Source organism: Leclercia sp. G3L, assembly GCF_021117075.1.
Taxonomy (GTDB): domain Bacteria; phylum Pseudomonadota; class Gammaproteobacteria; order Enterobacterales; family Enterobacteriaceae; genus Enterobacter; species Enterobacter adecarboxylatus_C.
Map to the genome: position 1 here is coordinate 1117665 of NZ_CP088265.1, position 24831 is coordinate 1142495.

23 protein-coding genes and 2 pseudogenes are annotated in these 24831 nt (G+C 56.5%); 10 read left to right on the forward strand and 15 right to left on the reverse strand.

The genetic code is table 11. The features are described 5' to 3' along the window. Positions 1-21 precede the first annotated feature (21 nt). Together LRS40_RS06695 and LRS40_RS06700 are read left to right on the forward strand one after the other, a co-directional pair. Positions 22-345, forward strand: a complete 324-nt coding sequence (locus tag LRS40_RS06695) for a PTS sugar transporter subunit IIB (RefSeq protein WP_231313377.1) — start codon at positions 22-24, stop codon at positions 343-345. A 9-nt stretch (positions 346-354) separates the two neighbouring features. Next, a pseudogene (locus tag LRS40_RS06700) lies at positions 355-1838 on the forward strand (sulfatase). Here the strand turns inward: LRS40_RS06700 and LRS40_RS06705 are convergent. The 3 genes from LRS40_RS06705 to ibpA all read right to left on the reverse strand — a co-directional run bounded on the left by LRS40_RS06705 (position 1835) and on the right by ibpA (position 4656). Then, complete coding sequence (locus LRS40_RS06705; RefSeq protein ID WP_231313378.1) at positions 1835-3496, reverse strand: putative transporter; 1662 nt, start codon at positions 3494-3496, stop codon at positions 1835-1837. The pseudogene LRS40_RS06700 and the gene LRS40_RS06705 sit on opposite strands and share 4 nt — an antisense overlap. A 188-nt stretch (positions 3497-3684) precedes the next feature. Then, positions 3685-4113: a small heat shock chaperone IbpB gene (ibpB, locus tag LRS40_RS06710; protein WP_142487671.1), complete on the reverse strand. Its 429-nt coding sequence runs from the start codon at positions 4111-4113 to the stop codon at positions 3685-3687. Positions 4114-4245: 132 nt separating this feature from the next. Next, entirely contained in the window at positions 4246-4656 is a 411-nt protein-coding gene (gene ibpA, locus LRS40_RS06715; RefSeq protein WP_032615564.1) for a small heat shock chaperone IbpA, read from the reverse strand. Between the two features lie 311 nt (positions 4657-4967). Between ibpA and LRS40_RS06720 the strand changes: the two genes are divergently transcribed. Beyond that, a complete protein-coding gene (locus LRS40_RS06720) occupies positions 4968-5300 on the forward strand; it encodes a YceK/YidQ family lipoprotein (protein ID WP_142487670.1) in 333 nt (110 codons plus the stop codon). On the opposite strand, the gene LRS40_RS06725 is transcribed toward LRS40_RS06720, so the two are convergent. The 11 genes from LRS40_RS06725 to dnaA all read right to left on the reverse strand — a co-directional run bounded on the left by LRS40_RS06725 (position 5301) and on the right by dnaA (position 18657). After that, positions 5301-6527, reverse strand: coding sequence for a DUF3748 domain-containing protein (locus LRS40_RS06725; RefSeq protein WP_231313379.1), 1227 nt, complete (start codon positions 6525-6527; stop codon positions 5301-5303). It lies immediately after the preceding gene. A 51-nt stretch (positions 6528-6578) separates the two neighbouring features. Continuing rightward, the gene (locus tag LRS40_RS06730) at positions 6579-7916 is read right to left on the reverse strand and encodes an MFS transporter (RefSeq protein ID WP_185902397.1); all 1338 of its coding nucleotides are present in this window, start codon (positions 7914-7916) and stop codon (positions 6579-6581) included. A gap of 179 nt (positions 7917-8095) precedes the next feature. Next, entirely contained in the window at positions 8096-9244 is a 1149-nt protein-coding gene (gene dgoD / locus LRS40_RS06735) for a galactonate dehydratase (RefSeq protein WP_142487667.1), read from the reverse strand. Next, the gene (locus LRS40_RS06740; RefSeq protein WP_142487666.1) at positions 9241-9858 is read right to left on the reverse strand and encodes a 2-dehydro-3-deoxy-6-phosphogalactonate aldolase; all 618 of its coding nucleotides are present in this window, start codon (positions 9856-9858) and stop codon (positions 9241-9243) included. The genes dgoD and LRS40_RS06740 overlap by 4 nt, the downstream gene beginning before the upstream one ends. Continuing rightward, positions 9842-10720: a 2-dehydro-3-deoxygalactonokinase gene (locus tag LRS40_RS06745; protein ID WP_142487665.1), complete on the reverse strand. Its 879-nt coding sequence runs from the start codon at positions 10718-10720 to the stop codon at positions 9842-9844. Before LRS40_RS06745 ends, LRS40_RS06740 begins: the two co-directional genes overlap by 17 nt. Continuing rightward, positions 10717-11406, reverse strand: coding sequence for a D-galactonate utilization transcriptional regulator DgoR (dgoR, locus tag LRS40_RS06750; protein ID WP_064324218.1), 690 nt, complete (start codon positions 11404-11406; stop codon positions 10717-10719). The genes LRS40_RS06745 and dgoR overlap by 4 nt, the downstream gene beginning before the upstream one ends. A 250-nt stretch (positions 11407-11656) precedes the next feature. After that, positions 11657-12469, reverse strand: a complete 813-nt coding sequence (yidA, locus tag LRS40_RS06755) for a sugar-phosphatase (protein WP_156262589.1) — start codon at positions 12467-12469, stop codon at positions 11657-11659. A 163-nt stretch (positions 12470-12632) separates the two neighbouring features. After that, positions 12633-15047: a DNA topoisomerase (ATP-hydrolyzing) subunit B gene (gene gyrB / locus LRS40_RS06760; RefSeq protein ID WP_142487663.1), complete on the reverse strand. Its 2415-nt coding sequence runs from the start codon at positions 15045-15047 to the stop codon at positions 12633-12635. A 28-nt stretch (positions 15048-15075) separates the two neighbouring features. Then, positions 15076-16149, reverse strand: coding sequence for a DNA replication/repair protein RecF (gene recF / locus LRS40_RS06765; protein ID WP_142487662.1), 1074 nt, complete (start codon positions 16147-16149; stop codon positions 15076-15078). Further along, on the reverse strand, positions 16149-17252 hold the full coding sequence (gene dnaN / locus LRS40_RS06770) for a DNA polymerase III subunit beta (RefSeq protein WP_231313380.1): 1104 nt from the start codon (positions 17250-17252) through the stop codon (positions 16149-16151). The genes recF and dnaN overlap by 1 nt, the downstream gene beginning before the upstream one ends. 4 nt (positions 17253-17256) lie before the next feature. Next, entirely contained in the window at positions 17257-18657 is a 1401-nt protein-coding gene (gene dnaA, locus LRS40_RS06775; protein ID WP_142487661.1) for a chromosomal replication initiator protein DnaA, read from the reverse strand. Positions 18658-19258: 601 nt separating this feature from the next. Between dnaA and rpmH the strand changes: the two genes are divergently transcribed. From rpmH to LRS40_RS06805, 7 genes and pseudogenes are all read left to right on the forward strand, one after another. Next, positions 19259-19399: a 50S ribosomal protein L34 gene (gene rpmH / locus LRS40_RS06780; RefSeq protein ID WP_002220736.1), complete on the forward strand. Its 141-nt coding sequence runs from the start codon at positions 19259-19261 to the stop codon at positions 19397-19399. A gap of 16 nt (positions 19400-19415) precedes the next feature. Continuing rightward, complete coding sequence (rnpA, locus tag LRS40_RS06785; RefSeq protein ID WP_014072458.1) at positions 19416-19775, forward strand: ribonuclease P protein component; 360 nt, start codon at positions 19416-19418, stop codon at positions 19773-19775. Beyond that, entirely contained in the window at positions 19739-19996 is a 258-nt protein-coding gene (yidD, locus tag LRS40_RS06790) for a membrane protein insertion efficiency factor YidD (RefSeq protein WP_132729115.1), read from the forward strand. The genes rnpA and yidD overlap by 37 nt, the downstream gene beginning before the upstream one ends. Before the next feature lie 2 nt (positions 19997-19998). After that, positions 19999-21639, forward strand: a complete 1641-nt coding sequence (gene yidC / locus LRS40_RS06795) for a membrane protein insertase YidC (protein ID WP_231313381.1) — start codon at positions 19999-20001, stop codon at positions 21637-21639. Positions 21640-21742: 103 nt separating this feature from the next. Further along, positions 21743-23107 (forward strand): tRNA uridine-5-carboxymethylaminomethyl(34) synthesis GTPase MnmE, encoded by a 1365-nt coding sequence (mnmE, locus tag LRS40_RS06800; protein ID WP_231313382.1) that lies wholly within the window; start codon positions 21743-21745, stop codon positions 23105-23107. Between the two features lie 194 nt (positions 23108-23301). Next, the gene (tnaC, locus tag LRS40_RS24755) at positions 23302-23379 is read left to right on the forward strand and encodes a tryptophanase leader peptide (protein ID WP_138370951.1); all 78 of its coding nucleotides are present in this window, start codon (positions 23302-23304) and stop codon (positions 23377-23379) included. A gap of 229 nt (positions 23380-23608) precedes the next feature. Then, positions 23609-24085: pseudogene (locus LRS40_RS06805) on the forward strand (beta-eliminating lyase-related protein); the annotation flags it as partial. 13 nt (positions 24086-24098) lie between these two features. On the opposite strand, the gene LRS40_RS06810 reads toward LRS40_RS06805, so the two are convergent. Continuing rightward, a protein-coding gene (locus LRS40_RS06810; protein WP_103215986.1) for an IS1-like element IS1A family transposase occupies positions 24099-24796 on the reverse strand; the annotation gives its coding sequence in 2 pieces (ribosomal slippage) (positions 24099-24547 and positions 24547-24796; 699 coding nt in all). Positions 24797-24831 lie beyond the last annotated feature (35 nt).

Below are 24831 nucleotides of genomic sequence, written 5' to 3' on the forward strand. Positions count from 1 at the left end.
CATTGTGAAAAGGATATCGTTATGAAAGACAAAATTAATATTCTGTTTGTATGCGGCTACGGTGTCGGCAGTAGCGTGATGTTGCAGACGGTGGTGAAAAAAGCGTTAGCCAAATATGACATTCATTTCGACATGGAGCATACCGCCGCGGGCGAGGTCGGCGGATTTACCGAATGGGCCGATATCTTCGCCATTTCGAAAAAACTGATTGATGTGGTGAGCCTCGATCCGCGCCATGGGCAGTATCTGATCCCCATCGAAAATATTATGGACGGAGAGACCATAGGGAAGCAGATCTATGCCGTGGTGGAAGAACATTTCCCGCATCTGGTAAAGGCCCGTTAAGGAGCGACGATGAAAGCGATCATTCTGCTCTTCGACAGCCTGAATAAACACTATCTGCCGCCTTACGGGGATACGATCACCCGGGCGCCGAACTTCCAGCGTCTGGCGGCCCGCTGCGCCACCTTCAACAACAGCTATGTCGGCAGTATGCCCTGCATGCCGGCTCGCCGGGAGCTGCACACCGGCCGGTATAATTTTCTGCATCGGGAGTGGGGGCCGCTGGAGCCGTTCGACGACTCCATGCCGGAGCTGCTGAAAAAAGCGGGCGTTTATACCCACCTGATTAGCGACCATCTGCACTACTGGGAGGACGGCGGGGGTAACTACCATAATCGCTACAGCTCATGGGAAATTATCCGCGGCCAGGAGGGGGATCACTGGAAGGCCAGCGTCGCCGACCCGGCGATCCCGGAGGTATTGCGGGTGCCGCAGAAGCAAACCGGCGGTGGCGTCTCCGGGCTCTGGCGACACGACTGGGTCAACCGCGACTACATTCAACAGGAGGCGGACTTCCCGCAAACCCGGGTCTTTAACGCCGGATGCGAGTTCATCGACAAAAATCATCAGCAGGACAGCTGGCTGCTGCAGGTGGAAACCTTCGACCCGCACGAGCCGTTTATACCACTGAAGCCTATCTCTCGTTGTATCAGGATCCCTGGGAGGGCCCGCACTACGACTGGCCGCGCGGCAAAGTGGAAGAGAGCCCGGAGGCGGTAGAGCATATTCGCTGCCGCTATCGCGCCCTGGTCTCCATGTGCGATCGCAACCTGGGGCGCATTCTCGACCTGATGGACCGCCACGATTTGTGGCGCGATACGATGTTGATTGTCGGGACCGATCACGGCTTTTTGCTCGGGGAGCATGGCTGGTGGGCAAAAAACCAGATGCCCTATTACAACGAGGTGGCGAATAACCAATTGTTTATCTGGGATCCGCGCAGCGCCCGGCAGGGGGTACAGCGGGATGCGCTGGTGCAGATGATTGACTGGGCGCCCACGCTGCTGGAGTTCTTTAACCAGCCCATCCCGCCTGATGTTCAGGGTCGCCCGTTAGCCCGCATTCTTGAGGATGACACCCCGGTGCGTGACGCTGCGCTGTTCGGGGTCTTCAGCGGGCATGTTAACGTCACGGACGGGCGCTATGTCTATATGCGCGCCGCGCTGCCCGGGCGTGAGAATGACATCGCCAACTACACCCTGATGCCGATCAAGATGAATACCCGCTTTACCCCGGATGAGCTGGAGTCGATTGCCCTGGCACCGCCCTTCCGCTTTACCAAAGGGGTTAAAACGCTGCGGATTCCGGCCCAGGAAAAATACCCGGGAGTCAATCGCGTCGGCCATCTGCTGTTCGATTTACACACCGATCCGTACCAGCAGTGCCCGATTGAGGATAAGGCCATCGAAGCGCGGATGATCGCCCTGCTGGTGCGTCTGCTACGTGAGAGCGACGCCCCGGCAGAGCAGTTCGCCAGATTAGGGTTAGCGGTTTAACCCATCCCCCAGAACAGCACCGCCAGCAATTGCGGTGTGATAATGCGCATGAACATCACCAGCGGATAGACCGTGGCGTAGGAGAGCGCCGCCGCACCGCTGGTGGCGTGCAGGTTGTTGGCAAACGCCAGCGCCGGAGGGTCGGTCATCGAACCGGCCAGCATGCCGCACAGGGTCAGGTAGTTCATCTTCGCCAACAGCCGCGCCAGAATGCCCATAGTAATCAGCGGGACGGCGGTAATAAGTATGCCATAGCCAATCCAGCTGACCCCGTCGCCGCGGGCCAGCGTCTCGACGAAATCACCGCCCGATTTCAGCCCCACCACCGCCAGAAACAGGACGATCCCCAGCTCGCGCAGGGCGAGGTTGGCGCTCGGGGGCATAAACCAGTAGAGCTTACCTACGCAGCCGATACGCCCGAGGATCAGGGCCATAATCAGCGGCCCGCCTGCCAGCCCCAGCTTGAGCGCCACCGGGAACCCCGGCACGTACAGCGGGATGGAGCCGAGCAGCACGCCAAGACCGATGCCGATAAATACCGGTAGCATCTGTACCTGCTGCAATTTTTGTTGCGCGTTGCCCACAATATTGGCGACGGCATCGATGGAGGCCGGACGCCCGACCAGGTTGAGGATATCACCAAACTGCAGGCTGGCCTCCGGGCTGGCCACCAGCTCAATCCCGGCGCGATTCAGCCGTGAGATCACCACGTCATAACGCTCTTTTGCCTGTAATTCGCGGATTTTCTTGCCTAAAACTCGCTCGTTCGTTACCACCACCCGCTCAACGCGCATATCGGTGCCGCGGGTGGAGAGCGAGGTATCAACCTCCTGACCAATCACCAGTCGGGCGTTATGCAGGTCCGCCGGCTGGCCGACGAGGTGCAGCAGATCGCCGGTCTGGATCACCGTGCCGGGCAGCGGCACCATCAGCGTCTGCTCGCGCTTCAGGCGGGAACAGATAATATTGGCGCTGTTGAGGATCGGCACATCCTGGATCGCCAGGCTGTTAAGATTAGGGTTGTCGACGCGGATGTTGATGGTTTTAATCAGCGCCTTACCCTGGGTAAGCGTGGATTCGTGCTGCTGCGCTTCCTGCTCGACGTTAATGCGAAACAGAACGCGCATCAGCCACATGGTGAGCAGAATGCCGCAGATGCCGAACGGGTAGGCCATGGCGTAGCTCATACCCATCTGATCCACGATGCCGGACTCAATCCCCAGATCGCGCAGGATTTGCTGCCCGGCCCCCAGTGCGGGGGTGTTGGTGACCGCGCCGGAGAATATGCCCAACACCACCGGCAGCGGGATGGCGAAGAGTTTATGCAGCAGAGCGGTGACCAGCCCGCCCATTACCACAATCCCCATCGCAAAGAGGTTGAGGCGCAGGCCCGAGACGCGCAGCGAGGCGAAAAAGCCGGGCCCGACCTGAATGCCGATGGTGTAAACGAAGAGGATCAGGCCAAATTCCTGAATAAAATGCAGCATTTGCGCGCTAAGGGTGATGCCCAGCTGGTCGGCAAAATGACTGACAAATATTCCGCCAAACAGCACGCCGCCAATGCCGAACCCGACGCCGCGGATTTTGACATTGCCTATCCACAGCCCGACCACCGCAACCAACGCCAGAATACTGACCGTTAACGCTATATCACTCATGACGGCATCCCCGTGAATAACATTATTATTAACAGGGATTCTCGCAGAGCGCAGGCGGGTTGTATGGGCGATGGCGCACAAAAAAGCCTCGCGGAGCGAGGCTTCAGGTTTGCCCGGCGGCGCTTCGCTTGCACGGGCCTACGAGCTATGTAGGTCGGGTAAGCGTAGCGCCACTCGACACGATGGCATTAGCTATTCAACGCCGGGCGTTCGCTGATGGCGATCCGCTGCGGAGCAATCTCTTCCGGCACGTTGCGGGTGATGTCGATATGCAGCAACCCGTTAGTGAAGGTGGCACCCGTCACTTCCATATGTTCAGCGAGGGTAAAGCTCAGGCTGAACGGCTGAGTGACCAGCCCCTGGTGCAGCCATTTGGTTTCGGTCTCCGGTTTTTCCGGGGTGCCTTTTACCGTCAGGCGCGTGCCTTCCAGCTGGATATCAAGGTTCTGCTGGCTAAAACCCGCTACCGCGAGCGTAATGCGATAGTGGTTATCGTCGCTCTTTTCGATGTTATACGGCGGGAAGGTCTGGCTTTCAGTGGTGCTTTGCAGCGCGTTAGCCAGTTTGTCAAAACCGATCCACTGACGCAGCAGAGGGGATAAGTCGTAATTACGCATGGTAGTTCTCCTTCTGAGAAGCGAGTTCGGCACAATTTTGTGCGCAGTTGTCCCGGCAAATCCTGTTGGATCCGCCTTTGCTCCCGATATCGGCAAGCATTCAGGTATGGGCCGCCGCAGCGACCCGAACAATTAATTAATTTCGATACGGCGCGGTTTTTTCGCTTCCGGGATCACACGTTCCAGATCGATATACAGCAGGCCGTTGACCAGGTTCGCGCCGTGAACGTGAATGTTCTCAGCTAACTGGAACTTACGCTCAAAGTTACGTTCCGCGATGCCCTGATAGAGATAGGTACGTTCTTTCTGCTCGCCCGCATGAGCGCCTTTCACCACCAGCAGGTTGTCCTGCGCGGTGATCTCCAGTTCGCTTTCAGCAAAACCGGCCACGGCAATCGCGATGCGATAGTGGTTTTCGTCAACCAATTCAACATTGTATGGAGGGTAGCCGTTGCTCTGGCTTTGGTTGTTTTCTAAATGATTGAACAGACGATCGAAGCCAATGGCTGAACGATAAAGCGGAGAAAGATCAAAGTTACGCATACAGTTAAAACTCCTGAAATCAGCAAGAATTGTCGCCTTCCACGGTGGACAGGCTGGGGTATCCCAAACGCCCCTCAGGCACGTTTGTTCATTGATACACTCTTAAAATGGGTCTGCTTCCGGTCTTTTCAAGAGCAGCGCAGCGAGAATTTTTTGCACTTTGCGGGTACTGGAATAGACTGGGACTACAGCACGTAAGGTTAAAATGCGATAGGTGCCACAGAGCGGTACTTTTCAACTATTCATTTTGACAATGGCCCGTTATAAACCCGGTTGCGGGTCTGTATTGGGCCATTGATGATGACTGACTGATAATGAAAAATGTTCTGATAAAGCTGACGATGTGCAGCGCGGTGGTTGTGCTTTGCGGATGTTCGAGCGTGATGTCTCACACCGGCGGTAAAGAAGGAACGTATCCCGGAACGCGCGCCAGCGCGAACATGCTGGCGGATGACGACACCAACTGGGGCACCAAATCCCTGGTGGTGCTGGATATGCCGTTTACTGCTGTTGTTGATACCCTGCTGCTGCCGTGGGATCTTTTCCGCAAGGATAAATCCGTTCGCTCCCGCGTGGAGCAAAGCGAGGAGAAGACGCTGGCGACCAACGCCGTCATCCCCCCCGCTGAGATGCCCTCTCGCTGATTAGCACCCGGTTTCTGTTATCCACAATTGACGGAAGCCCTCGACCTCCTCCATCCAGGCCAGATAGCGCCCGTCAGGCGAGTAAACCACCGCATCCCCCGACGGCGGGTTGCCGTGATCGGACGTCAAAAACGTTACTTCACCAGATGTGGCATCGCAGCACGCAATACGATCCTCCAGCACAAACCCCAGCGAATGGCCCGCCGGATGCCAGTTAAAGGCCGACTGGATATCGCGTTGATTATGGGTGAGCTGCCGGGGCTTTTCCCCTTCCGGCGCGATCAGCCACAGCTGCACCACACCTTTATCATCACGCATCAGAAACGCGATTTGCGTCGCCTGCGGGTTACTGCGTATCCAGTGACGCGGCACGTTCACCAGCCCCGGATAACGATGGTCATGGGTAAAGGTTAAACGGCGCTGCTTCACCCCGGCAGGAGGTGCGGGCATACGATCCTTCGTGCCCTGCAGCGGGAGATCGCCCGCCTGTTTCCAGCCCTGTTCGTCTTTCGGCAGGTCAACGATAAACAGCTCAGGCACTTTTTCACCGTCAGCGGAAAGGGTATCGCCGATAAAAGCCAGCCGGTCGTTGCCGATCCAGCCCTCTTCATAGGCGCGGTTGATCTCATCGCTGCCGGGTTGCGGCGTCGGGGTTGTACAGCTGACCAGTACGCTCCAGTGTGTGCCGGCATATTCCCGCGGATGGTTGCCTGCGGGTGTCACCGGACCAAAGGGTGCAGCCACGCCCACGTTGCGTAAATCGCGCTTCGGATCGTAATCGTGCAGCACGTGGTCGTTATAGGTAAAGCTGACGTACTGCCCGTCCGGGCTATATACATGGACATGGCTACCGCCGCGCAGCGCGCCGGGCGTGAAGGGCGCGGTAATATCCATCGCATCGAGATTGTTTACCTGCCCCTGTCCGGCAATCACCCCCTGGCGGTGGTGAAAATCGTACTGCCAGTGGGCATCAGGATTTTGCGGGCCGTGAATAAAGACGTATTGATTTTCTGCAGGATGAACGGTCACCACCCCAACGTGCGCGCCGTTGCTGGCGCGATAAATCACCTCCACCTCGCCGGTTTCGACGTTAACCCGCTCTATGGTTTCGCCGGTAAAGGACGCGCCGGAAGGACGGACGTCAAAGACCAACCACTGGCTATCTGCGGTCCAGGTGCGGGTGTTGGTGAGCTGATGGTTGCGGGGAGCGAAGGTGATTTGTTTCATGAGGATACCCTGATGCGCGGATGTGGCATCAGGGTATAGCATTGCCGGGGATTAGCCTACCCGTTTCACGTCGCCTACCAGCAGGATGTAGGAGAGCGCGCCAATCAGAGCTACCGCTGAGATATAGACCAGCGCCGGGCCGAAACCGTAGTCCTGTGCCAGGTAACCGATCACCAGCGGCACGGTGATCCCGCCCAGGCCACCAACGAAGTTAAACACTCCGCCGGTCAGGCCAATCAGACGCATCGGTGCCAGTGACGATACCAGCGACCAGGTGATAGAGGCAAAGCCATTCCCGAAGAATGCAACCGCCATCAGAGTCATAATCCACACCGGATCGTTGGTGTAGTTTGCGCCCATGATACAGGTGGAGATCAGCAGCCCACAGATGATCGGCGTTTTACGCGCGATGCCGAGGGAGTAGCCTTTTTTCACCAGCTTATCCGCCAGCCAGCCGGAGAGCAGCACGCCAAAGAAGGCTGCCAGGAACGGCACCGTGGTCATAAAGCCCGCCTTCAGCGCGGTAATACCTTTCTCCTGGGTCAGGTAGTTCGGGAACCAGGTGAGGAAGAACCACAGCGTCGAGGTGACAGCAAACTGGCCCAGGTAAACGCCCACCAGCTTACGGTGGAACACCAGCTTCCAGTCGGCTTTGGTCAGCGGCTGACGCGCCTCTTTTTTCACTGGTGCATCGCCGTCGACCAGACCACCGCCATCGCGGATGTAATCCAGCTCGGCTTTGCTGATGCTTTTAGTGAGACGCGGCGGCTGATAGACCTTAATCCAGATAAACGACCAGATAATGCCGATCCCGCCGGTGACGATAAATACCCAGTGCCAGCTCAGCAGCTCCTGGATCCAGATCAGTAGCGGGGTCAGGAACGCGAGGCCGACAAACTGGCCAGAGGTATAGAACCCGACCGCAGAGGCGCGCTCATGCTCCGGGAACCAGCTGGTGACCATACGGTTGTTGGTCGGGAATGCCGGAGCTTCGAAAATACCGGTGATAGCACGCAGGCCAATCAGCGACATTAAGCCGGTGGCAAAGCCCTGGAACAGGGTCGCCACGGACCAGCCGAAAATGGCGATAAAGTAGGTCAGGCGCGAGCCGACGCGGTCGAGGAACCAGCCGCCCGGGATCTGGCAGAGCGTATAGAGCCAGGCAAAGGCCGAGAAGACGTAACCCATTTCCGCTTTGGTGATACCAAACTCTTCCTGAATATGGGCCGAGGCCACGGCCAGGTTGGCGCGGTCGACATAGCAGATGACCACGGTAATAAAGATCATCATCAGCGTCAGGTAACGGCGACGCCCGGTTTTTGTAGCAGTAACTGGAATATCCATTGCAATCTGTCTCCAGATTTTGGGCATAGCGAAGCCGCTCACCATGCCCTGTAAATTACAGAGGGTGTATTTGATTTTTTAATTAAAAACTTAACCAGAATGCGCTAAATAATTCGTGCTGGGGGAAGGCGGCAAGTTTTCGCATCCCCGGGAGCATACAAAAGTATGTGACCGGGGTAAGAAAGCGTAGCCAACGCATCACCAGCGCGAAGTATGACGCGCATTTACCACTCTGCTACAGAACCGTCTTCATGACGCCACAGTGGGTTACGCCAGTCCGGCGCATTTTTACTCAGCTCAATGACTTTGGCTTCGTCGATCTCCACGCCAAGGCCCGGCTTGGTTAACGGTTTGAAGAAACCGCCTTCCATGCTGAAGTCTTCTTTATTTTTCACAAAGTCGAGCAGCTCCGCGCCCTTGTTGTAGTGAATGCCCATGCTCTGTTCCTGGAACACGGCGTTGCGCGAGACGAAGTCCACATGCAGACAGGCGGCCAATGCAATCGGCCCCAGTGGGCAGTGCGGCGCCAGCGCCACGTCGTAGGCTTCTGCCATCCCGGCAATTTTGTAGCATTCGGTGATGCCGCCCGCGTGGGAGAGATCCGGCTGCAGAATCGCAACGCCGCCCGCTTCCAGCACGCGTTTGAACTCGAAGCGCGAGAACATACGTTCGCCCGCCGCGATCGGAATATGGGTCTGTTCCGCCAGTTTCGGATAGTACTCCGCCTGCTCGGCCAGCACCGGCTCTTCGATAAACAGCGGACGATACTGCTCCAGCTCTTTGATCAGCACTTTCGCCATCGGCGCGCTGACGCGGCCGTGGAAGTCCAGACCAAATTCAATCTCGTTGCCGAAGGCCTCTCGGATCTGCGCCACGGTATTCACGGCGCGATCGACCGCACGCGAGTTGTCGATAATGCCCATCTCCTCGCAGCCGTTGAGCTTAAAGGTGTCAAAACCGATGCCGCGCAGCTTGTTGATGCCGTCGATCACCTCTGCCGGACGGTCGCCACCTACCCAGCTATACGCTTTGATTTTGTCGCGCACCAGGCCGCCCATCAGCTGCCAGACCGGGGCATTCAGCACTTTGCCTTTGATATCCCACAGCGCCTGGTCGATACCGGCGATAGCGCTCATCATGATCGGGCCGCCGCGGTAGAAGCCCGCGCGGTACATCACCTGCCACAGGTCGTTAATGCGTGCCGGATCCTGACCAATCAGGTATTCACCCAGCTCATGCACCGCCGCTTCGACGGTGCGCGCACGGCCTTCGATGACCGGCTCGCCCCAGCCAACCACCCCTTCGTCGGTTTCGATTTTCAGGAACATCCAACGCGGAGGTAAACGGTACGTGGTGAGTTTGGTTATTTTCATTTCACTGCCTCTCGATACGCTTTCACAAATGCCGCTGCCTGCTGCGCGGTACGTTCTACGGTCTGCCCGGCGCGATAGAGATCGCTGCCCAGCCCCGCGCCGACACAACCGGCTTTCATCCATTGAGCCAGGTTTTCTGGCGTTACGCCGCCCACGGCAAAGACCGGGACGCTGGCGGGCAAGACCGCTTTCAGCGCTTTGATGTATTCCGGGCCAAAGGCCGACGACGGGAAAATTTTGAGCGACTGCGCGCCCGCATCGAGAGCGGTAAAGGCTTCTGTGGCGGTGGCGCACCCTGGGCACACGGTCATGCCGTAATCCACCGCACGGCGGATCACCTCAGGGTTGATATTCGGCGTAACGATAAGCTTGCAGCCCATCTTCGCCAGCCGATCCACCTGCTCAGGCTGTAAGACGGTTCCTGCGCCAATCAGCGCCCTGTCGCCAAAGGCATCCACAACCGCCGGAATGCTTTTTTCCCACGCCGGGGAGTTGAGCGGGATTTCCACCGCGTCGAATCCGGCGTCAATCACCGCGCCAACGTGGGCTAAAGCCTCGTCAGGGGTGATGCCGCGCAGAATCGCGATAAGGGGAAGATTAGTTTGCCACTGCATGAGCGATGCTCCTTATTCCTGCCTGAAATGCCGTGTCGCCTTCCACCGCCGCCACATCGCGCCCGATGGCGTGGAACGCCTGACGGTAACGTGAAGTCAGTGATGAACCCGCGACGAGGGTGATGGACTGCTGCCCGGCGAACTGCTCGCTCAGGGTGGCGACTTCTGCGCCAATCAGCAGGCCCGATAAAAATTCGCTGACCTGCTCGCGGGGAAGGGTTCCCAGCACGTGCGAGGCGCGAACCTCAAAAAGCTGCGGCAAAACGGCAGGGGAAGCGATCCCGCGTTCAAGCCCGGCGGCAAACGCCTCAGGCGAGGCTTCTTGCTCAGGTAAACCGGCACCCACCAGCGAATGCTTAAGCAGCAAATGGTGCAATTCGCCGGTCATCACGGTGCGAAAATCGTGGATCTGCTGAGCATCGGCCTGCACCCATTTACAGTGCGTACCGGGCATCACGTAGACAGAAGAAGGAGAGAGCGTGCGCGCGCCGAGCAGCTGGGTCTCTTCGCCGCGCATTACGTTATGGTTATCGTCACGTGAGACGCGCAAGCCGGGAATGATCCAGACGTTGTCGCCAACGGACGTTAACTGTTCGCCAATGGCAGAGAAATGGGCAGGAATCGGCAGATATGGGGCTATCTTCCAGCCCACGTTGCTGCCGACCATTCCCGCCATCACCACCGGCGTGGCGCCGTCGCGCCAGTTTTGTGTCACCTCTGCTAACACCGCCTCGGGGGATTTACCGTTCAGACGCGTGACGCCTGCTTCGGATTGCCTGCTCTCCAGGCACTGCTCGCCCTGATACAGCCAGGCGCGCAGATTGGTTGATCCCCAGTCAATTGCGATGTAGCGAGATGTCATGTGATTTCCTTCAACCTTCGTGTTGAGCTGGCGATCATGGTTAATGCCGCCTGCTCTGCCGCATCGCTGTCCTGATGCCGTATCGCATCGAACAGCGCTTTATGTTCCTGGAGCGTCTTCGGCATGTTGGCCTCATCACCCATCCAGGTTCGTTCAAATACTGCTCGCTGTAGCGAGCTGATCGCCACGCTCAGCTGCTGTAACACCGGGTTATGCACCGACTGCAGCACCGCTTCGTGGTAGCGGATATCCGCCTCGTTAAAGGCATCCCGGTCCTGGTTGTTGGCGATCATGTCGTTCAGGGCCGACTCAATCTGCGCCAGGTCGCCGGAGGTTGCGCGTTCTGCCGCCCAGCGCGCGATAGCCGGTTCCACCAGGTTTCGCACCTCGCTCATCGCGCCGATCAGCCGTGGGTCATAGTCGTTTTCCAGCACCCACTGCAGAACGTCGGTATCGAGGTAGTTCCACTGGTTACGCGGGGCGACAAAGGCGCCGCGATAACGCTTCATTTCAATCAGCCGCTTCGCCATCAGCGAGCGGAACACTTCCCGAATGATGTTGCGCGAGGTTTCAAACTCCTCACACAGCTCCGCCTCTGCGGGCAGCGGCGAGCCGGGAACGTATTTGCCACCCACAATCTGGGTGCCCAGCGTAATGACGATGCGATCGGTTTTATTGAGAGTCATGGAGAGTCCTTGTGCTCTGTATGTCCATCACTACTTTACCGCGACCGCTGAATTTCGCCTCAATTTTGCAGTACAAACGTGATGCTATTCGTCATTGCCGTGGTCGTAATGTAGTACAATCAGATAATGTTGTACTACAATCTGGATCACAAAAAGAACAATCAGTGAAAGGAATGTTAAAGAAAGGTTCCTGCAGGGATAAAAAAACCCGCAACGTGTGCGGGTCATGGAGCGCGGATTTTGCCAGGTCTTAGTTCAGTACAAACTTCTCAATAGCGTATGCCACGCCGTCTTCGAGGTTAGATTTGGTGACGAAATTAGCCACCTCTTTCACCGACGGGATCGCGTTTTCCATCGCCACGCCTAAGCCAGCATATTCCAGCATCGCAATGTCATTTTCCTGATCGCCCAGGGTCATGATCTCTTCCGGTTTAATCCCCAGCGCGTCGGCCAGCGACTTCACGCCGGTGCCTTTATTAACGCGTTTATCGAGGATTTCGAGGAAGTACGGCGCACTTTTCAGCACGGTGTACTTCTCTTTTACTTCCGCCGGGATGCGGGCGATGGCCTGATCCAGAATCGCAGGCTCATCAATCATCATCACTTTCAGGAACTGGGTAGCCGGATCCATCTTATCCGCTTCGCAGAACACCAGCGGGATAGTGGCGACGAAGGATTCATGCACCGTGTAGTAGCTGATGTCGCGGTTGGCAGTGTAAAGCGTGTTGCGGTCGAGGGCGTGGAAGTGCGAGCCCACGTCGCGGGAGAGTTGTTCCAGATAGCGGTAATCGTCATAGCTCAGCGCCGTTTGCGCCACCGTGCTGCCATCGGCCGCTTTCTGCACCAGCGCGCCGTTGTAGGTAATGCAGTAATCACCCGGCTCATTCATGTGCAGCTCTTTCAGGTAGCTGTGGACGCCAGCATACGGACGACCGGTGCACAGCACCACGTTCACGCCTTTCGCACGGGCTGCGGCAATCGCGTTCTTAACGCCTGGAGAGATGGTGTGATCTGGCAGCAGCAGCGTGCCGTCCATATCGATTGCAATGAGTTTGATAGCCATGGGATCCCCGGTTGGAATGAGTCTGGACTCATGCTAACGCGATTCCGCTCAAAAAACAGTAAAGAAAAGGGGGATAGAAAGGGGAAGCGGGATTCCTCTTTTGCGGGCAAAGAAAAGCCCGGTGGCGCTAGCGCTTACCGGGCCTGGAACGCGGGGCGTTACATTAAATATCGATGTTCGCCGCTTTCAGGGCATTCTCTTCGATAAAGGCACGACGTGGTTCAACCGCATCACCCATCAGGGTGGTGAAGAGCTGGTCCGCTGCAATCGCGTCTTTTACGGTGACGCGCAGCATGCGGCGGCTTTCCGGATCCATGGTGGTTTCCCACAGCTGATCCGGGTTCATCTCGCCCAGACCTTTATAACGCTGAATGGAGAGGCCACGACGGGACTCTTTCACCAGCCACTCCAGCGCCTGCTCGAAGCTGGCCACCGGCTGACGGCGCTCACCGCGCTCGATAAAGGCATCGTCTTCGATCAGGCCGCGCAGCTTCTCGCCGAGGGTACAGATACGACGGTATTCCGCACCGGTCACGAACTCCTGATCCAGCGGATAGTCGGTATCCACACCGTGGGTACGCACGCGGATCACCGGCTCGAACTGGTTCAGTTCGCTGTTCTCGTTAACGTCGAACTTCCACTGGCTGCCGTGCTGCTCGTTCTCGTTCAGATCGGTCACCAGGGTGTTCACCCAACGGGTCACGGCCTGCTCGCTGCTGAGGTCAGCTTCGGCCAGCGTCGGCTGATAGACCAGCGCTTTCAGCAGCGTGCGCGGGAAGCGACGCTCCATGCGGCCAATCATCTTCTGGGTCGCGTTGTACTCAGACACCAGACGCTCCAGCGGTTCACCCGCCAGCGCCGGGGCGCTTGAGTTGGCGTGCAGGGTCGCACCGTCAAGGGCGATAGCGATCTGGTACTGATCCATCGCTTCGTCGTCTTTGATGTACTGTTCCTGCTTGCCTTTCTTCACTTTGTACAGCGGCGGCTGGGCAATGTAGACGTGGCCACGCTCAACGATTTCCGGCATCTGACGGTAGAAGAAGGTCAACAGCAGCGTACGGATGTGCGAGCCGTCGACGTCCGCATCGGTCATGATGATGATGCTGTGATAGCGCAGCTTGTCCGGGTTGTACTCGTCACGGCCAATGCCGCAGCCCAAAGCGGTGATCAGCGTCGCCACTTCCTGAGAGGAGAGCATCTTGTCGAAGCGCGCCTTCTCAACGTTAAGGATTTTACCCTTCAGCGGCAGGATCGCCTGGTTCTTACGGTTACGGCCCTGCTTCGCAGAACCGCCCGCGGAGTCCCCTTCCACGAGGTACAGTTCGGACAGCGCCGGGTCGCGTTCCTGGCAGTCCGCCAGTTTGCCCGGCAGGCCAGCCAGATCCAGTGCGCCTTTGCGACGGGTCATTTCACGGGCTTTACGCGCCGCTTCACGGGCACGCGCCGCATCGATAATTTTGCCGACCACGATTTTGGCGTCGGACGGGTTTTCCAGCAGGTATTCGCTCAGCAGCTCGTTCATCTGCTGTTCCACCGCCGATTTCACCTCGGAGGAGACCAGCTTGTCTTTGGTCTGCGAGGAGAACTTCGGATCCGGCACCTTCACGGAGACAACAGCAATCAGGCCTTCACGGGCATCGTCACCGGTGGCGCTGACTTTCGCTTTTTTGCTGTAGCCTTCTTTGTCCATGTAGGCGTTCAGGGTACGGGTCATCGCCGTACGGAAGCCGACCAGGTGCGTACCGCCATCGCGCTGCGGGATGTTGTTGGTAAAGCAGTAGATGTTTTCCTGGAAACCGTCGTTCCACTGCAGCGCAACTTCAACGCCGATACCGTCTTTTTCGGTGGAGAAATAGAAGATATTCGGGTGAATTGGCGTTTTGTTCTTGTTCAGGTACTCAACGAACGCCTTGATCCCGCCTTCGTAATGGAAGTGATCTTCTTTGCCGTCGCGCTTGTCGCGCAGGCGGATAGAGACGCCGGAGTTCAGGAACGACAGCTCGCGCAGACGCTTGGCCAGAATGTCATATTCAAACTCGGTGACGTTGGTGAAGGTTTCATGGCTTGGCCAGAAACGGACCTGCGTCCCGGTCACGTCAGTTTCACCGGTAACCGCCAGCGGAGCCTGCGGTACGCCGTGCACGTAGGTTTGCTGATGCACTTTGCCTTCGCGACGGATCAGCAGCTCCAGCTTCTGCGACAGGGCGTTCACCACAGAGACGCCAACGCCGTGCAGACCACCGGAGACTTTATAGGAGTTGTCATCGAACTTACCGCCTGCGTGCAGGACGGTCATGATCACTTCCGCCGCAGAGACGCCCTCTTCCGGGTGGATACCGGTCGGGATGCCACGGCCATCATCGGTGACGGAGACGGAGTTGTCGGCGTGGATGGTCACCACGATGTCTTTACAGTGACCCGCGAGCGCTTCGTCGATAGCGTTATCCACAACCTCAAATACCATGTGGTGCAGACCGGTGCCGTCATCCGTGTCGCCGATATACATACCCGGGCGCTTACGCACCGCATCCAGCCCTTTCAGGACTTTGATACTGGAGGAGTCATAAGAATTCGACATCAACGTTTCTCGCTCATTTATTCTTGGGTTAATCCGTTATTTTACCCTTTTCCACGGTGAACATCTTCGAATTTTTGTCCGACATGTCCATTACGTGTTCAGCGCTAATCGCACTGACGAAAACCTGCGACTGCGTGGCTTTTAAGCGGCTGGCAAGCAGCCCGCGCCGTGCGTCGTCAAGTTCCGAGGCAAAATCATCAATCAGGTACAGGCAGCGTCGTCCGCTTTCGCGGGTTAAGAACTCGCCCTGCGCCAGGCGCAGCGCGCACATCAGAAGCTTGAGCTGCCCGCGTGATAAAGTATCTTCCACCGGTGCACCGTCGGCACGAATGCGGAAATCCGCCTTGTGCGGGCCGTGCGCGGTGTAGGTCAGCATGCGATCGCGCTCGAAGCTTCGCTCCAGCACCTCGGCATAGTCGGTCTCTTTCTCCCAGCCGCGCTGGAAGGAGAAGCTCAGAGAGAACTCGGGTAAAAACTGTTGGCAGGTATCCGCCATGTCCTGTGCGATCCCGGCGCTGTACTCGGCGCGCCAGCGGCTGATCTGCTCCGCCAACGGGATCAGCTCTTTGTCCCACGCCCGCAGTTGGGCATAGCGGGTAACCTGGCGCAGCGCGGCATTGCGCTGCTTGAGTAGCCGTTTAAGGTTGCTCCAGGCGGTAAAGAAGCCCGCTTCGTTATGGAAGCATCCCCAGTCAAGGAAGGCTCTTCTGTATTTGGGGCCGCCGTTGAGTAAAGTAAACCCCTCGGGAGTGATCAGCTGCATCGGCATCAGCAGCGCCAGCTCGGCCACTTTGTGCCCGTCGGTGCCGTCGATGCGCACCTTGCTGTCACCCTGCTTGTCTTTGGTCAGGCCGATGGCGGTTTCATGATCCTCGCCCTGCAAACGCCCATGCAGGATGAACGACTCCTGCTCGTGGCGAATTACGCGGCCAATCTGCAAACTGCGAAACGCCCGACCATGGCCGAGCGTATAGATGGCTTCCAGCACGCTGGTTTTGCCGCTGCCGTTGGCGCCAACCAGGAAATTAAAGCCGGGGGATAAAGCAAGATCCGCGCTTTCGATATTGCGAAAGTCGCGGATCAACAGGCGGGTGAGCGACATTACAGTCTCATTGGCATGACAACATAAGCCGCGCTTTGGCTGGCAGCATCTTCAATCTGTACGCTCGACACGGAGTCCGTCAGCAGAATACGCACGTTCTCGCACTTCAGCGCATTCAGCACATCCAGCACGTAACTCACGTTAAAGCCGATTTCCATTTCGGTGCCCGCCGCATAGGTAACATCGAGGATCTCTTCAGCCTCTTCCTGCTCCGGGTTGTTGGCGGTGATCTTCAGCTGGTTTTCGCTGACATACAGGCGCACGCCGCGGAACTTCTCGTTGGAGAGGATCGCCGCACGGGCAAAGGCCTGCTTGAGGATATCGCAGCCCGCTTCCAGCGTTTTGTCCGGGTTCTTCGGCAATACGCGGCGGTAGTCCGGGAAACGACCATCCACCAGCTTGGAGGTGAAGATAAAGTCACCGACGTGGGCGCGAATATTGTTGCTGCCGATCTGCACGCGCAGCGGGGTTTCGCCGCCGTCGAGCATACGCATCAGCTCAATCACGCCTTTACGCGGTACGATCACCGAATGGTTCGGCAGGCTCACGCCAATCGGCATGGAGCAGACCGCCAGGCGGTGGCCGTCGGTGGCCACGGTACGCAGCTCTTCACCTTCGGTTTCAAACAGCATGCCGTTTAAGTAGTAACGCACGTCCTGATGCGCCATCGAGAACTGTGTGGCTTCAATCAGGCGCTTCATGGTCGCCTGCGGCAGGGTGAATTCAACTTCGCTCTGCCAGTCATCGAGGTTCGGGAAGTCGATAGCCGGGAGCGTGGAGAGCGAGAAACGGCTGCGGCCGGAGCGCACCAGCATGCGGTCGCCTTCCAGCTGCACGGCAATTTCCGCCCCTTCAGGCAGGCCACGGCAGATATCAAAGAACTTACGCGCCGGAACGGTGGTTGCGCCCGCTTCGTGAGGCTTAGAAAGCGTCACGCGTGCGACCATTTCCATCTCGAGATCGGTGCCGGTCAAAGACAGCGTGCCGTCTGCGACCTGCAGCAGCAGGTTACCGAGAATAGGCAGCGTCGGGCGGCCGCCTAAGGGGCCACTCACCTGTTGCAGCGGTTTTAATAAGTGTTCACGTTCAACGGTAAATTTCATAGCGTCACGAAGATAATGTTCTGATTAAATTGGAGAAGTCTTCTTTTATGTCGTGGCTTTCTTCACGCAACTGCTCGATCTTACGACAGGCGTGCAGCACGGTAGTATGGTCACGGCCACCAAACGCATCGCCGATTTCCGGCAGGCTGTGGTTGGTCAGTTCCTTTGCCAGCGCCATCGCCATCTGACGCGGTCTCGCCACCGAGCGGGAACGGCGTTTGGACAGCAAGTCCGCCACTTTAATTTTGTAGTACTCCGCCACCGTCTTCTGAATATTGTCGATGGTGACCAGTTTTTCCTGCAATGCCAGCAGATCGCGCAGCGCTTCACGCACGAAATCGATAGTGATCGCCCGTCCGGTGAAGTTGGCGTTCGCGATCACGCGGTTCAGTGCGCCTTCCAGCTCACGGACGTTGGAACGCAGGCGTTTGGCAATAAAGAACGCCACCTCGCCCGGCAGACGAATATCGTTCTCGTCGGCCTTTTTCATCAGGATCGCCACGCGGGTTTCCAGCTCCGGTGGTTCGATCGCTACCGTCAGCCCCCAGCCGAAGCGGGATTTCAGACGATCCTCAACCCCGTTGATCTCTTTTGGATAACGATCCGAGGTCAAAATGATCTGCTGATTGCCTTCCAGCAGGGCGTTGAAGGTGTGGAAAAACTCTTCCTGAGATCGTTCTTTATTGGCAAAGAATTGAATGTCATCGATCAGCAGCGCATCAACGGAGCGGTAGTAGCGTTTAAACTCTTCGATCGCGTTGTTTTGCAGGGCTTTAACCATGTCCTGAACGAAGCGCTCGGAGTGCATATACACCACTTTGGCATTCGGCTTACGCGCCATGATGCCGTTACCCACCGCGTGCAGGAGGTGCGTTTTACCCAGACCGGTACCGCCATAAAGGAACAGCGGGTTATAGGCGCCGCCCGGGTTATCCGCTACCTGACGGGCCGCCGCGCGCGCCAGCTGGTTCGATTTACCTTCGACGAAGTTATCAAAGGTGTGTTTGACGTTAACGTTAGAGCGGTAGGTCGGCTCTGCCGGGGCCGGAACGTTATCCCAGCCAGCCCGTGGCGCAGGGGCGACACGCGGCATCTGAACCTGCGCGGTTTGCGCGGGTGCAGCGGCGACGTTAACGGTCTCTCTGAGGGTTTGGGTGACCGGTTTTGTGCCCACTTCGAAACGCAGCTGTGGGGCATCGGCACCGCAAAATTCGTTTAGCAGTCCATTGATGTTATTGAGGTATTTGTCCCTGACCCAATCGAGCACAAAACGGTTTGGCGCATACAAAGCCAGCGTGTTATCGCTCAGTTCCGCCTGCAACGGGCGGATCCACATACTGAATTCTGTGGCTGGTAACTCATCCTGCAATCGGGCAAGACACTGCTGCCAAAGCGAAAGTGACACGGCGGACTCCACTCGAACATAAAAAGAAAGCTATTGAATAGTCATGATTGTAGACACACGTCGAAAAGACCCGGCGTTTAAGGGGGACGTGCGAACCGCTCTTTGCGGTTTTTGCCCGACCAGGATCCTGGGATCCGATCGGGACCGCGGATCATAGCCTAAACTGCGCCAGAGATCTTCTGTTTCTCACAGTTTCTTCCCGATTTATCCACAGGAGGATCGAAACGGGGTAAGTGTAAACGATCCTGATGAACCGCCCCCACGATTTAGGCCGCATATTGGAAAAATTAATGAGTAACGACCAATTTTTGCTTAAATGATCTAACGAAGATCCTGGACGATCCTTGCGATTTGCCCTGGAGCCCGTATAATTCCCCACCCGGCGCGTGGGACTCGAAGACCTGCGTCTGATGCTGCTCAATTTGCACGCTAAAAACGTGCGGAAAGACGCGGGAAATAAGGAAAGAGAATTGACTCCGGAGTGTACAATTATTACAATCCGGCCTCTTTAATCACCCATGGCTTCGGCGTCCAGTGTTCGTTATTCGTTCGGACTCCATAAAAAGTCATTGAATTTATTCAAGTTTAGGTAGAAATCGCCATGAAACGCACTTTTCAACCGTCTGTACTGAAGCGCAACCGTTCTCACGGCTTCCGTGCTCGTATGGCTACTAAAAATGGTCGTCAGGTTCTGGCACGTCGTCGTGCTAAAAGCCGTTCACGTCTGACCGTTTCCAAGTAATTAAGCTAACCCCTGCGTGGTTAAGCTAGCATTTCCCAGGGAGTTACGTTTGTTAACTCCCACTCATTTCACTTTCGTCTTCCAGCAGCCACAACGGGCTGGCACGCCGCAAATCACCATCCTCGGCCGCCAAAATTCGCTGGGGCATCCCCGTATCGGTCTCACTGTCGCCAAGAAAAACGTTAAGCGTGCGCATGAACGCAATCGGATTAAACGTCTGACGCGTGAAAGCTTCCGTTTACGTCAACATGAACTGCCTTCTATGGATTTCGTGGTGGTGGCTAAAAAAGGGGTTGCCGACCTCGATAACCGTGCTCTCTCGGAAGCGTTGGAAAAATTATGGCGCCGCCACTGTCGCCTGGCTCACGGGTCCTGATCGGCCTTATCCGGGTCTATCAACGCCTGATTAGTCCGCTACTTGGGCCACACTGCCGTTTCACGCCGACCTGCTCAAGCTACGGAATTGAGGCATTGCGCAGGTTTGGAATGATAAAAGGCAGTTGGTTGACGGTGAAACGCGTATTAAAATGCCACCCTTTACACCCAGGTGGAGACGATCCCGTCCCCCCAGGACCTTTTGATACCAGAGAACACTAACGATGGATTCGCAACGCAATCTTCTTATCATCGCTTTGTTGTTCGTGTCTTTCATGATCTTCCAGGCTTGGGAGCAGGATAAAAATCCTCAACCTCAGCAGCAGGTCACGCAGACAACGACCACCGCAGCGGGTAGCGCCGCCGACCAGGGCGTACCGGCCAGTGGCCAGGGTAAACTGATTACGGTTAAGACCGATGTGCTTGAGCTGACTATCAACACCCGTGGTGGTGATGTTGAGCAGGCACAACTGGTAACTTACCCGAAAGAGCTCGGTTCTAACGAGCCGTTCCAGTTACTGGAAACCACGCCGCAGTTTATCTACCAGGCGCAGAGCGGCCTGACCGGTCGTGATGGCCCGGATAACCCGGCTAACGGCGCACGTCCGCTGTATAACGTCGATAAAGATGCGTTTGTGCTGGCTGATGGCCAGAACGAACTCGCGATCCCGATGACTTACACCGATGCTGCGGGCAACACCTTCACCAAAACCTTCACCCTGAAACGCGGTGAGTATGCGGTGAACGTGGGCTATAACGTGCAGAACACCGGCGCGAAACCGCTGGAACTCTCCACCTTTGGCCAGCTGAAGCAAACCATCAATCTGCCGTCGCACCGTGACACCGGAAGCAACAACTTCGCGTTGCATACCTTCCGTGGCGCTGCGTACTCCACGCCAGATACCAAGTACGAGAAATACAAATTCGACACCATCGCCGATAACGAAAACCTGAACGTCAGCTCAAAAGGCGGTTGGGTAGCGATGCTGCAACAGTATTTCGCGACGGCATGGGTGCCGAACAACGCTGGCTCCAACAACTTCTACACTGCCAACCTGAACGGCGTTGCCGCTATCGGCTATAAGTCTGAGCCGGTTCTGATTCAGCCGGGTCAAACCGGTACGCTGGGCAGCACCCTGTGGGTCGGTCCGGAAATCCAGGATAAAATGGCTGCCGTGGCACCGCACCTGGATCTGACCGTAGACTACGGTTGGTTGTGGTTCATCTCTCAGCCGCTGTTCAAACTGCTGAAGTGGATCCATAGCTTCCTGGGCAACTGGGGCTTCTCCATCATCGTTATCACCTTTATCGTTCGTGGCATCATGTACCCGCTGACTAAAGCGCAGTACACCTCCATGGCGAAGATGCGTATGCTGCAGCCGAAGATTCAGGCTATGCGTGAGCGTCTGGGCGATGACAAACAGCGTCAGAGCCAGGAGATGATGGCCCTGTACAAAGCCGAGAAAGTGAACCCACTGGGTGGCTGCTTCCCGCTGCTCATCCAGATGCCAATCTTCCTTGCGCTGTACTACATGCTGATGGGCTCCGTTGAGCTGCGCCATGCGCCGTTCGCACTGTGGATCCATGACCTGTCCGCACAGGACCCGTACTACATCCTGCCGATCCTGATGGGCGTGACGATGTTCTTCATCCAGAAGATGTCGCCAACCACCGTGACCGACCCGATGCAGCAGAAGATCATGACCTTTATGCCGGTCATCTTCACCGTGTTCTTCCTGTGGTTCCCGTCAGGTCTGGTGCTGTACTATATCGTCAGCAACCTGGTAACCATCCTTCAGCAGCAGCTGATCTACCGTGGTCTGGAAAAACGTGGCCTGCATAGCCGCGAGAAGAAAAATTCCTGACTTTAAGTAGGCCGGGTAAGCGAAGCGCCACCCGGCAAACGGAACATAAATTAAAGGGCGGTCTATGGACCGCCTTTTTTATTGCATTAAGAAGAGACAAACCATGAGCCAAAACGACACTATCGTCGCCCAAGCAACCCCACCGGGACGCGGTGGTGTGGGCATTCTGCGTATCTCCGGCCTGAAGGCGCGCGAGGTGGCAGAAGCGGTGCTGGGGAAACTGCCAAAGCCACGCTACGCCGACTATCTGCCGTTTAAAGATAAAGACGGCACGGCGCTGGACCAGGGCATCGCGCTGTGGTTCCCGGGCCCGAACTCCTTTACCGGTGAAGACGTGCTCGAACTGCAGGGCCACGGCGGGCCGGTGATCCTCGACCTGCTGCTGAAACGCATTCTGACCCTGCCGGGCCTGCGCATTGCGAAGCCGGGCGAGTTCTCCGAGCGCGCCTTCCTGAACGATAAGCTCGATCTGGCCCAGGCCGAGGCGATTGCCGACCTGATTGATGCCAGTTCCGAACAGGCTGCACGCTCGGCACTGAACTCGCTGCAGGGGGCCTTCTCTGCCCGCGTTAACCATCTTGTGGAAGCACTTACTCACCTGCGGATCTACGTGGAAGCGGCCATTGATTTCCCGGATGAGGAGATCGACTTCCTCTCCGATGGCAAAATCGAAGCCCAGCTTAACGACGTGATGAACGATCTCGATGCGGTACGCGCCGAAGCGCGTCAGGGTAGCCTGCTACGCGAAGGAATGAAAGTGGTGATTGCCGGGCGTCCCAATGCCGGGAAATCGAGCCTGCTGAACGCGCTGGCGGGCCGTGAAGCGGCGATTGTCACCGACATTGCCGGAACCACCCGCGACGTGCTGCGCGAGCATATCCATATCGACGGTATGCCGCTGCACATCATCGACACCGCCGGGCTGCGCGATGCCAGCGACGAAGTTGAGCGCATCGGTATCGAGCGCGCCTGGCAGGAGATCGAGCAGGCCGACCGCGTGCTGTTTATGGTAGACGGTACAACGACCGACGCCGTTGACCCGGCAGAGATCTGGCCGGACTTTATCGCCCGCCTGCCGGCTAAACTGCCGATCACCGTTGTACGTAACAAAGCGGACGTTACCGGCGAAACGCTGGGCATCAGCGATGTGAATGGTCACTCACTGATTCGCCTGTCGGCGCGTACCGGCGAGGGCGTGGATGACCTGCGTAACCATCTCAAGCAGAGTATGGGCTTTGATACCAGCATGGAGGGCGGTTTCCTTGCCCGTCGTCGCCATTTGCAGGCGCTGGAGCAGGCGGCGATGCATCTGGATCAGGGCAAAGCCCAGCTGCTCGGTGCCTGGGCCGGAGAACTGCTGGCGGAAGAGCTGCGTCTGGCGCAGCAGGCGTTAAGCGAGATCACCGGGGAGTTTACCTCGGATGACCTGCTGGGACGCATCTTCTCCAGTTTCTGCATCGGGAAATAAACCCGTTTCAGCCCTCTGCTAAAAAGCCGCATAACATCCCTGTTATTGCGGCTTTTTCCTTTTCTATATTACCTGAATAAATACCAAATATATCTGTTATATTCTCTGTGATTACAATCACAATTAATATCTCTGCACATAGACAAATATTTTCATTCGAATAGTGTAGTAGCGTGTCTAATGAGGATAAATCAATGACGATTATCTTAAATACATATATCACTTCTAAGTGGTTCAATATTGACAATAAAATTGTCAATCACCATCCGTAATCTCCCTTCGCCTCTCATTCTCTATGCAACCTGAATAGACGAATACTCTATTTATCCGGTATGCCTGAAATTATTGCGCCCGTATGGCTGCAATTGCGCCTCTGCACGCCTCGGTCCGTGAGATATATTCTCCCGGTCGTGTGGCGATATAGCGGGCCCGGGCATGCCTGTATTAATGGTTATTAAAAATAGCCACCAGCACCGCTGCGATAAAAACAGGAATTATATAATGGAAAACTTCAAACATTTGCCAGAGCCATTTCGCATCAGAGTTATTGAGCCAGTTAAGCGCACCACAAGGGAGCATCGCGACAACGCGATTATTAAATCGGGTATGAACCCTTTCCTGCTGGATAGCGAAGACGTATTTATTGATTTACTGACCGACAGCGGCACCGGCGCGGTCACACAGAATATGCAGGCCGCCATGCTGCGCGGTGACGAAGCCTATAGCGGAAGCCGCAGCTATTATGCGCTGTCCGATGCCGTGAAAGAGATTTTCGGTTATCAATACACTATCCCTACCCATCAGGGACGCGGCGCCGAGCAGATCTATATTCCGGTGCTCATTAAAAAGCGCGAGCAGGAGAAGGGATTAGACCGCTCGAAAATGGTCGCCTTCTCTAATTACTTTTTTGATACCACCCAGGGACATAGCCAGATAAATGGCTGCACCGTGCGCAACGTGTATATCAAAGAAGCCTGGTAATGACTCCAACTTATTGATAGTGTTTTATGTTCAGATAATGCCCGATGACTTTGTCATGCAGCTCCACCGATTTTGAGAACGACAGCGACTTCCGTCCCAGCCGTGCCAGGTGCTGCCTCAGATTCAGGTTATGCCGCTCAATTCGCTGCGTATATCGCTTGCTGATTACGTGCAGCTTTCCCTTCAGGCGGGATTCATACAGCGGCCAGCCATCCGTCATCCATATCACCACGTCAAAGGGTGACAGCAGGCTCATAAGACGCCCCAGCGTCGCCATAGTGCGTTCACCGAATACGTGCGCAACAACCGTCTTCCGGAGCCTGTCATACGCGTAAAACAGCCAGCGCTGGCGCGATTTAGCCCCGACATAGCCCCACTGTTCGTCCATTTCCGCGCAGACGATGACGTCACTGCCCGGCTGTATGCGCGAGGTTACCGACTGCGGCCTGAGTTTTTTAAGTGACGTAAAATCGTGTTGAGGCCAACGCCCATAATGCGGGCGGTTGCCCGGCATCCAACGCCATTCATGGCCATATCAATGATTTTCTGGTGCGTACCGGGTTGAGAAGCGGTGTAAGTGAACTGCAGTTGCCATGTTTTACGGCAGTGAGAGCAGAGATAGCGCTGATGTCCGGCAGTGCTTTTGCCGTTACGCACCACCCCGTCAGTAGCTGAACAGGAGGGACAGCTGATAGAAACAGAAGCCACTGGAGCACCTCAAAAACACCATCATACACTAAATC

Coding starts and splice junctions, on each gene's coding strand:
- LRS40_RS06695 (WP_231313377.1), top strand. CDS start 22: ATGAAAGACAAAATTAATATTCTGTTTGTATGCGGCTACGGTGTCGGC.
- LRS40_RS06705 (WP_231313378.1), bottom strand. CDS start 3,496: ATGAGTGATATAGCGTTAACGGTCAGTATTCTGGCGTTGGTTGCGGTG.
- ibpB (WP_142487671.1), bottom strand. CDS start 4,113: ATGCGTAATTACGACTTATCCCCTCTGCTGCGTCAGTGGATCGGTTTT.
- ibpA (WP_032615564.1), bottom strand. CDS start 4,656: ATGCGTAACTTTGATCTTTCTCCGCTTTATCGTTCAGCCATTGGCTTC.
- LRS40_RS06725 (WP_231313379.1), bottom strand. CDS start 6,527: ATGAAACAAATCACCTTCGCTCCCCGCAACCATCAGCTCACCAACACC.
- LRS40_RS06730 (WP_185902397.1), bottom strand. CDS start 7,916: ATGGTGAGCGGCTTCGCTATGCCCAAAATCTGGAGACAGATTGCAATG.
- dgoD (WP_142487667.1), bottom strand. CDS start 9,244: ATGAAAATAACCAAACTCACCACGTACCGTTTACCTCCGCGTTGGATG.
- LRS40_RS06740 (WP_142487666.1), bottom strand. CDS start 9,858: ATGCAGTGGCAAACTAATCTTCCCCTTATCGCGATTCTGCGCGGCATC.
- LRS40_RS06745 (WP_142487665.1), bottom strand. CDS start 10,720: ATGACATCTCGCTACATCGCAATTGACTGGGGATCAACCAATCTGCGC.
- dgoR (WP_064324218.1), bottom strand. CDS start 11,406: ATGACTCTCAATAAAACCGATCGCATCGTCATTACGCTGGGCACCCAG.
- yidA (WP_156262589.1), bottom strand. CDS start 12,469: ATGGCTATCAAACTCATTGCAATCGATATGGACGGCACGCTGCTGCTG.
- gyrB (WP_142487663.1), bottom strand. CDS start 15,047: ATGTCGAATTCTTATGACTCCTCCAGTATCAAAGTCCTGAAAGGGCTG.
- recF (WP_142487662.1), bottom strand. CDS start 16,149: ATGTCGCTCACCCGCCTGTTGATCCGCGACTTTCGCAATATCGAAAGC.
- dnaN (WP_231313380.1), bottom strand. CDS start 17,252: ATGAAATTTACCGTTGAACGTGAACACTTATTAAAACCGCTGCAACAG.
- rpmH (WP_002220736.1), top strand. CDS start 19,259: ATGAAACGCACTTTTCAACCGTCTGTACTGAAGCGCAACCGTTCTCAC.
- yidD (WP_132729115.1), top strand. CDS start 19,739: ATGGCGCCGCCACTGTCGCCTGGCTCACGGGTCCTGATCGGCCTTATC.
- yidC (WP_231313381.1), top strand. CDS start 19,999: ATGGATTCGCAACGCAATCTTCTTATCATCGCTTTGTTGTTCGTGTCT.
- mnmE (WP_231313382.1), top strand. CDS start 21,743: ATGAGCCAAAACGACACTATCGTCGCCCAAGCAACCCCACCGGGACGC.
- tnaC (WP_138370951.1), top strand. CDS start 23,302: ATGACGATTATCTTAAATACATATATCACTTCTAAGTGGTTCAATATT.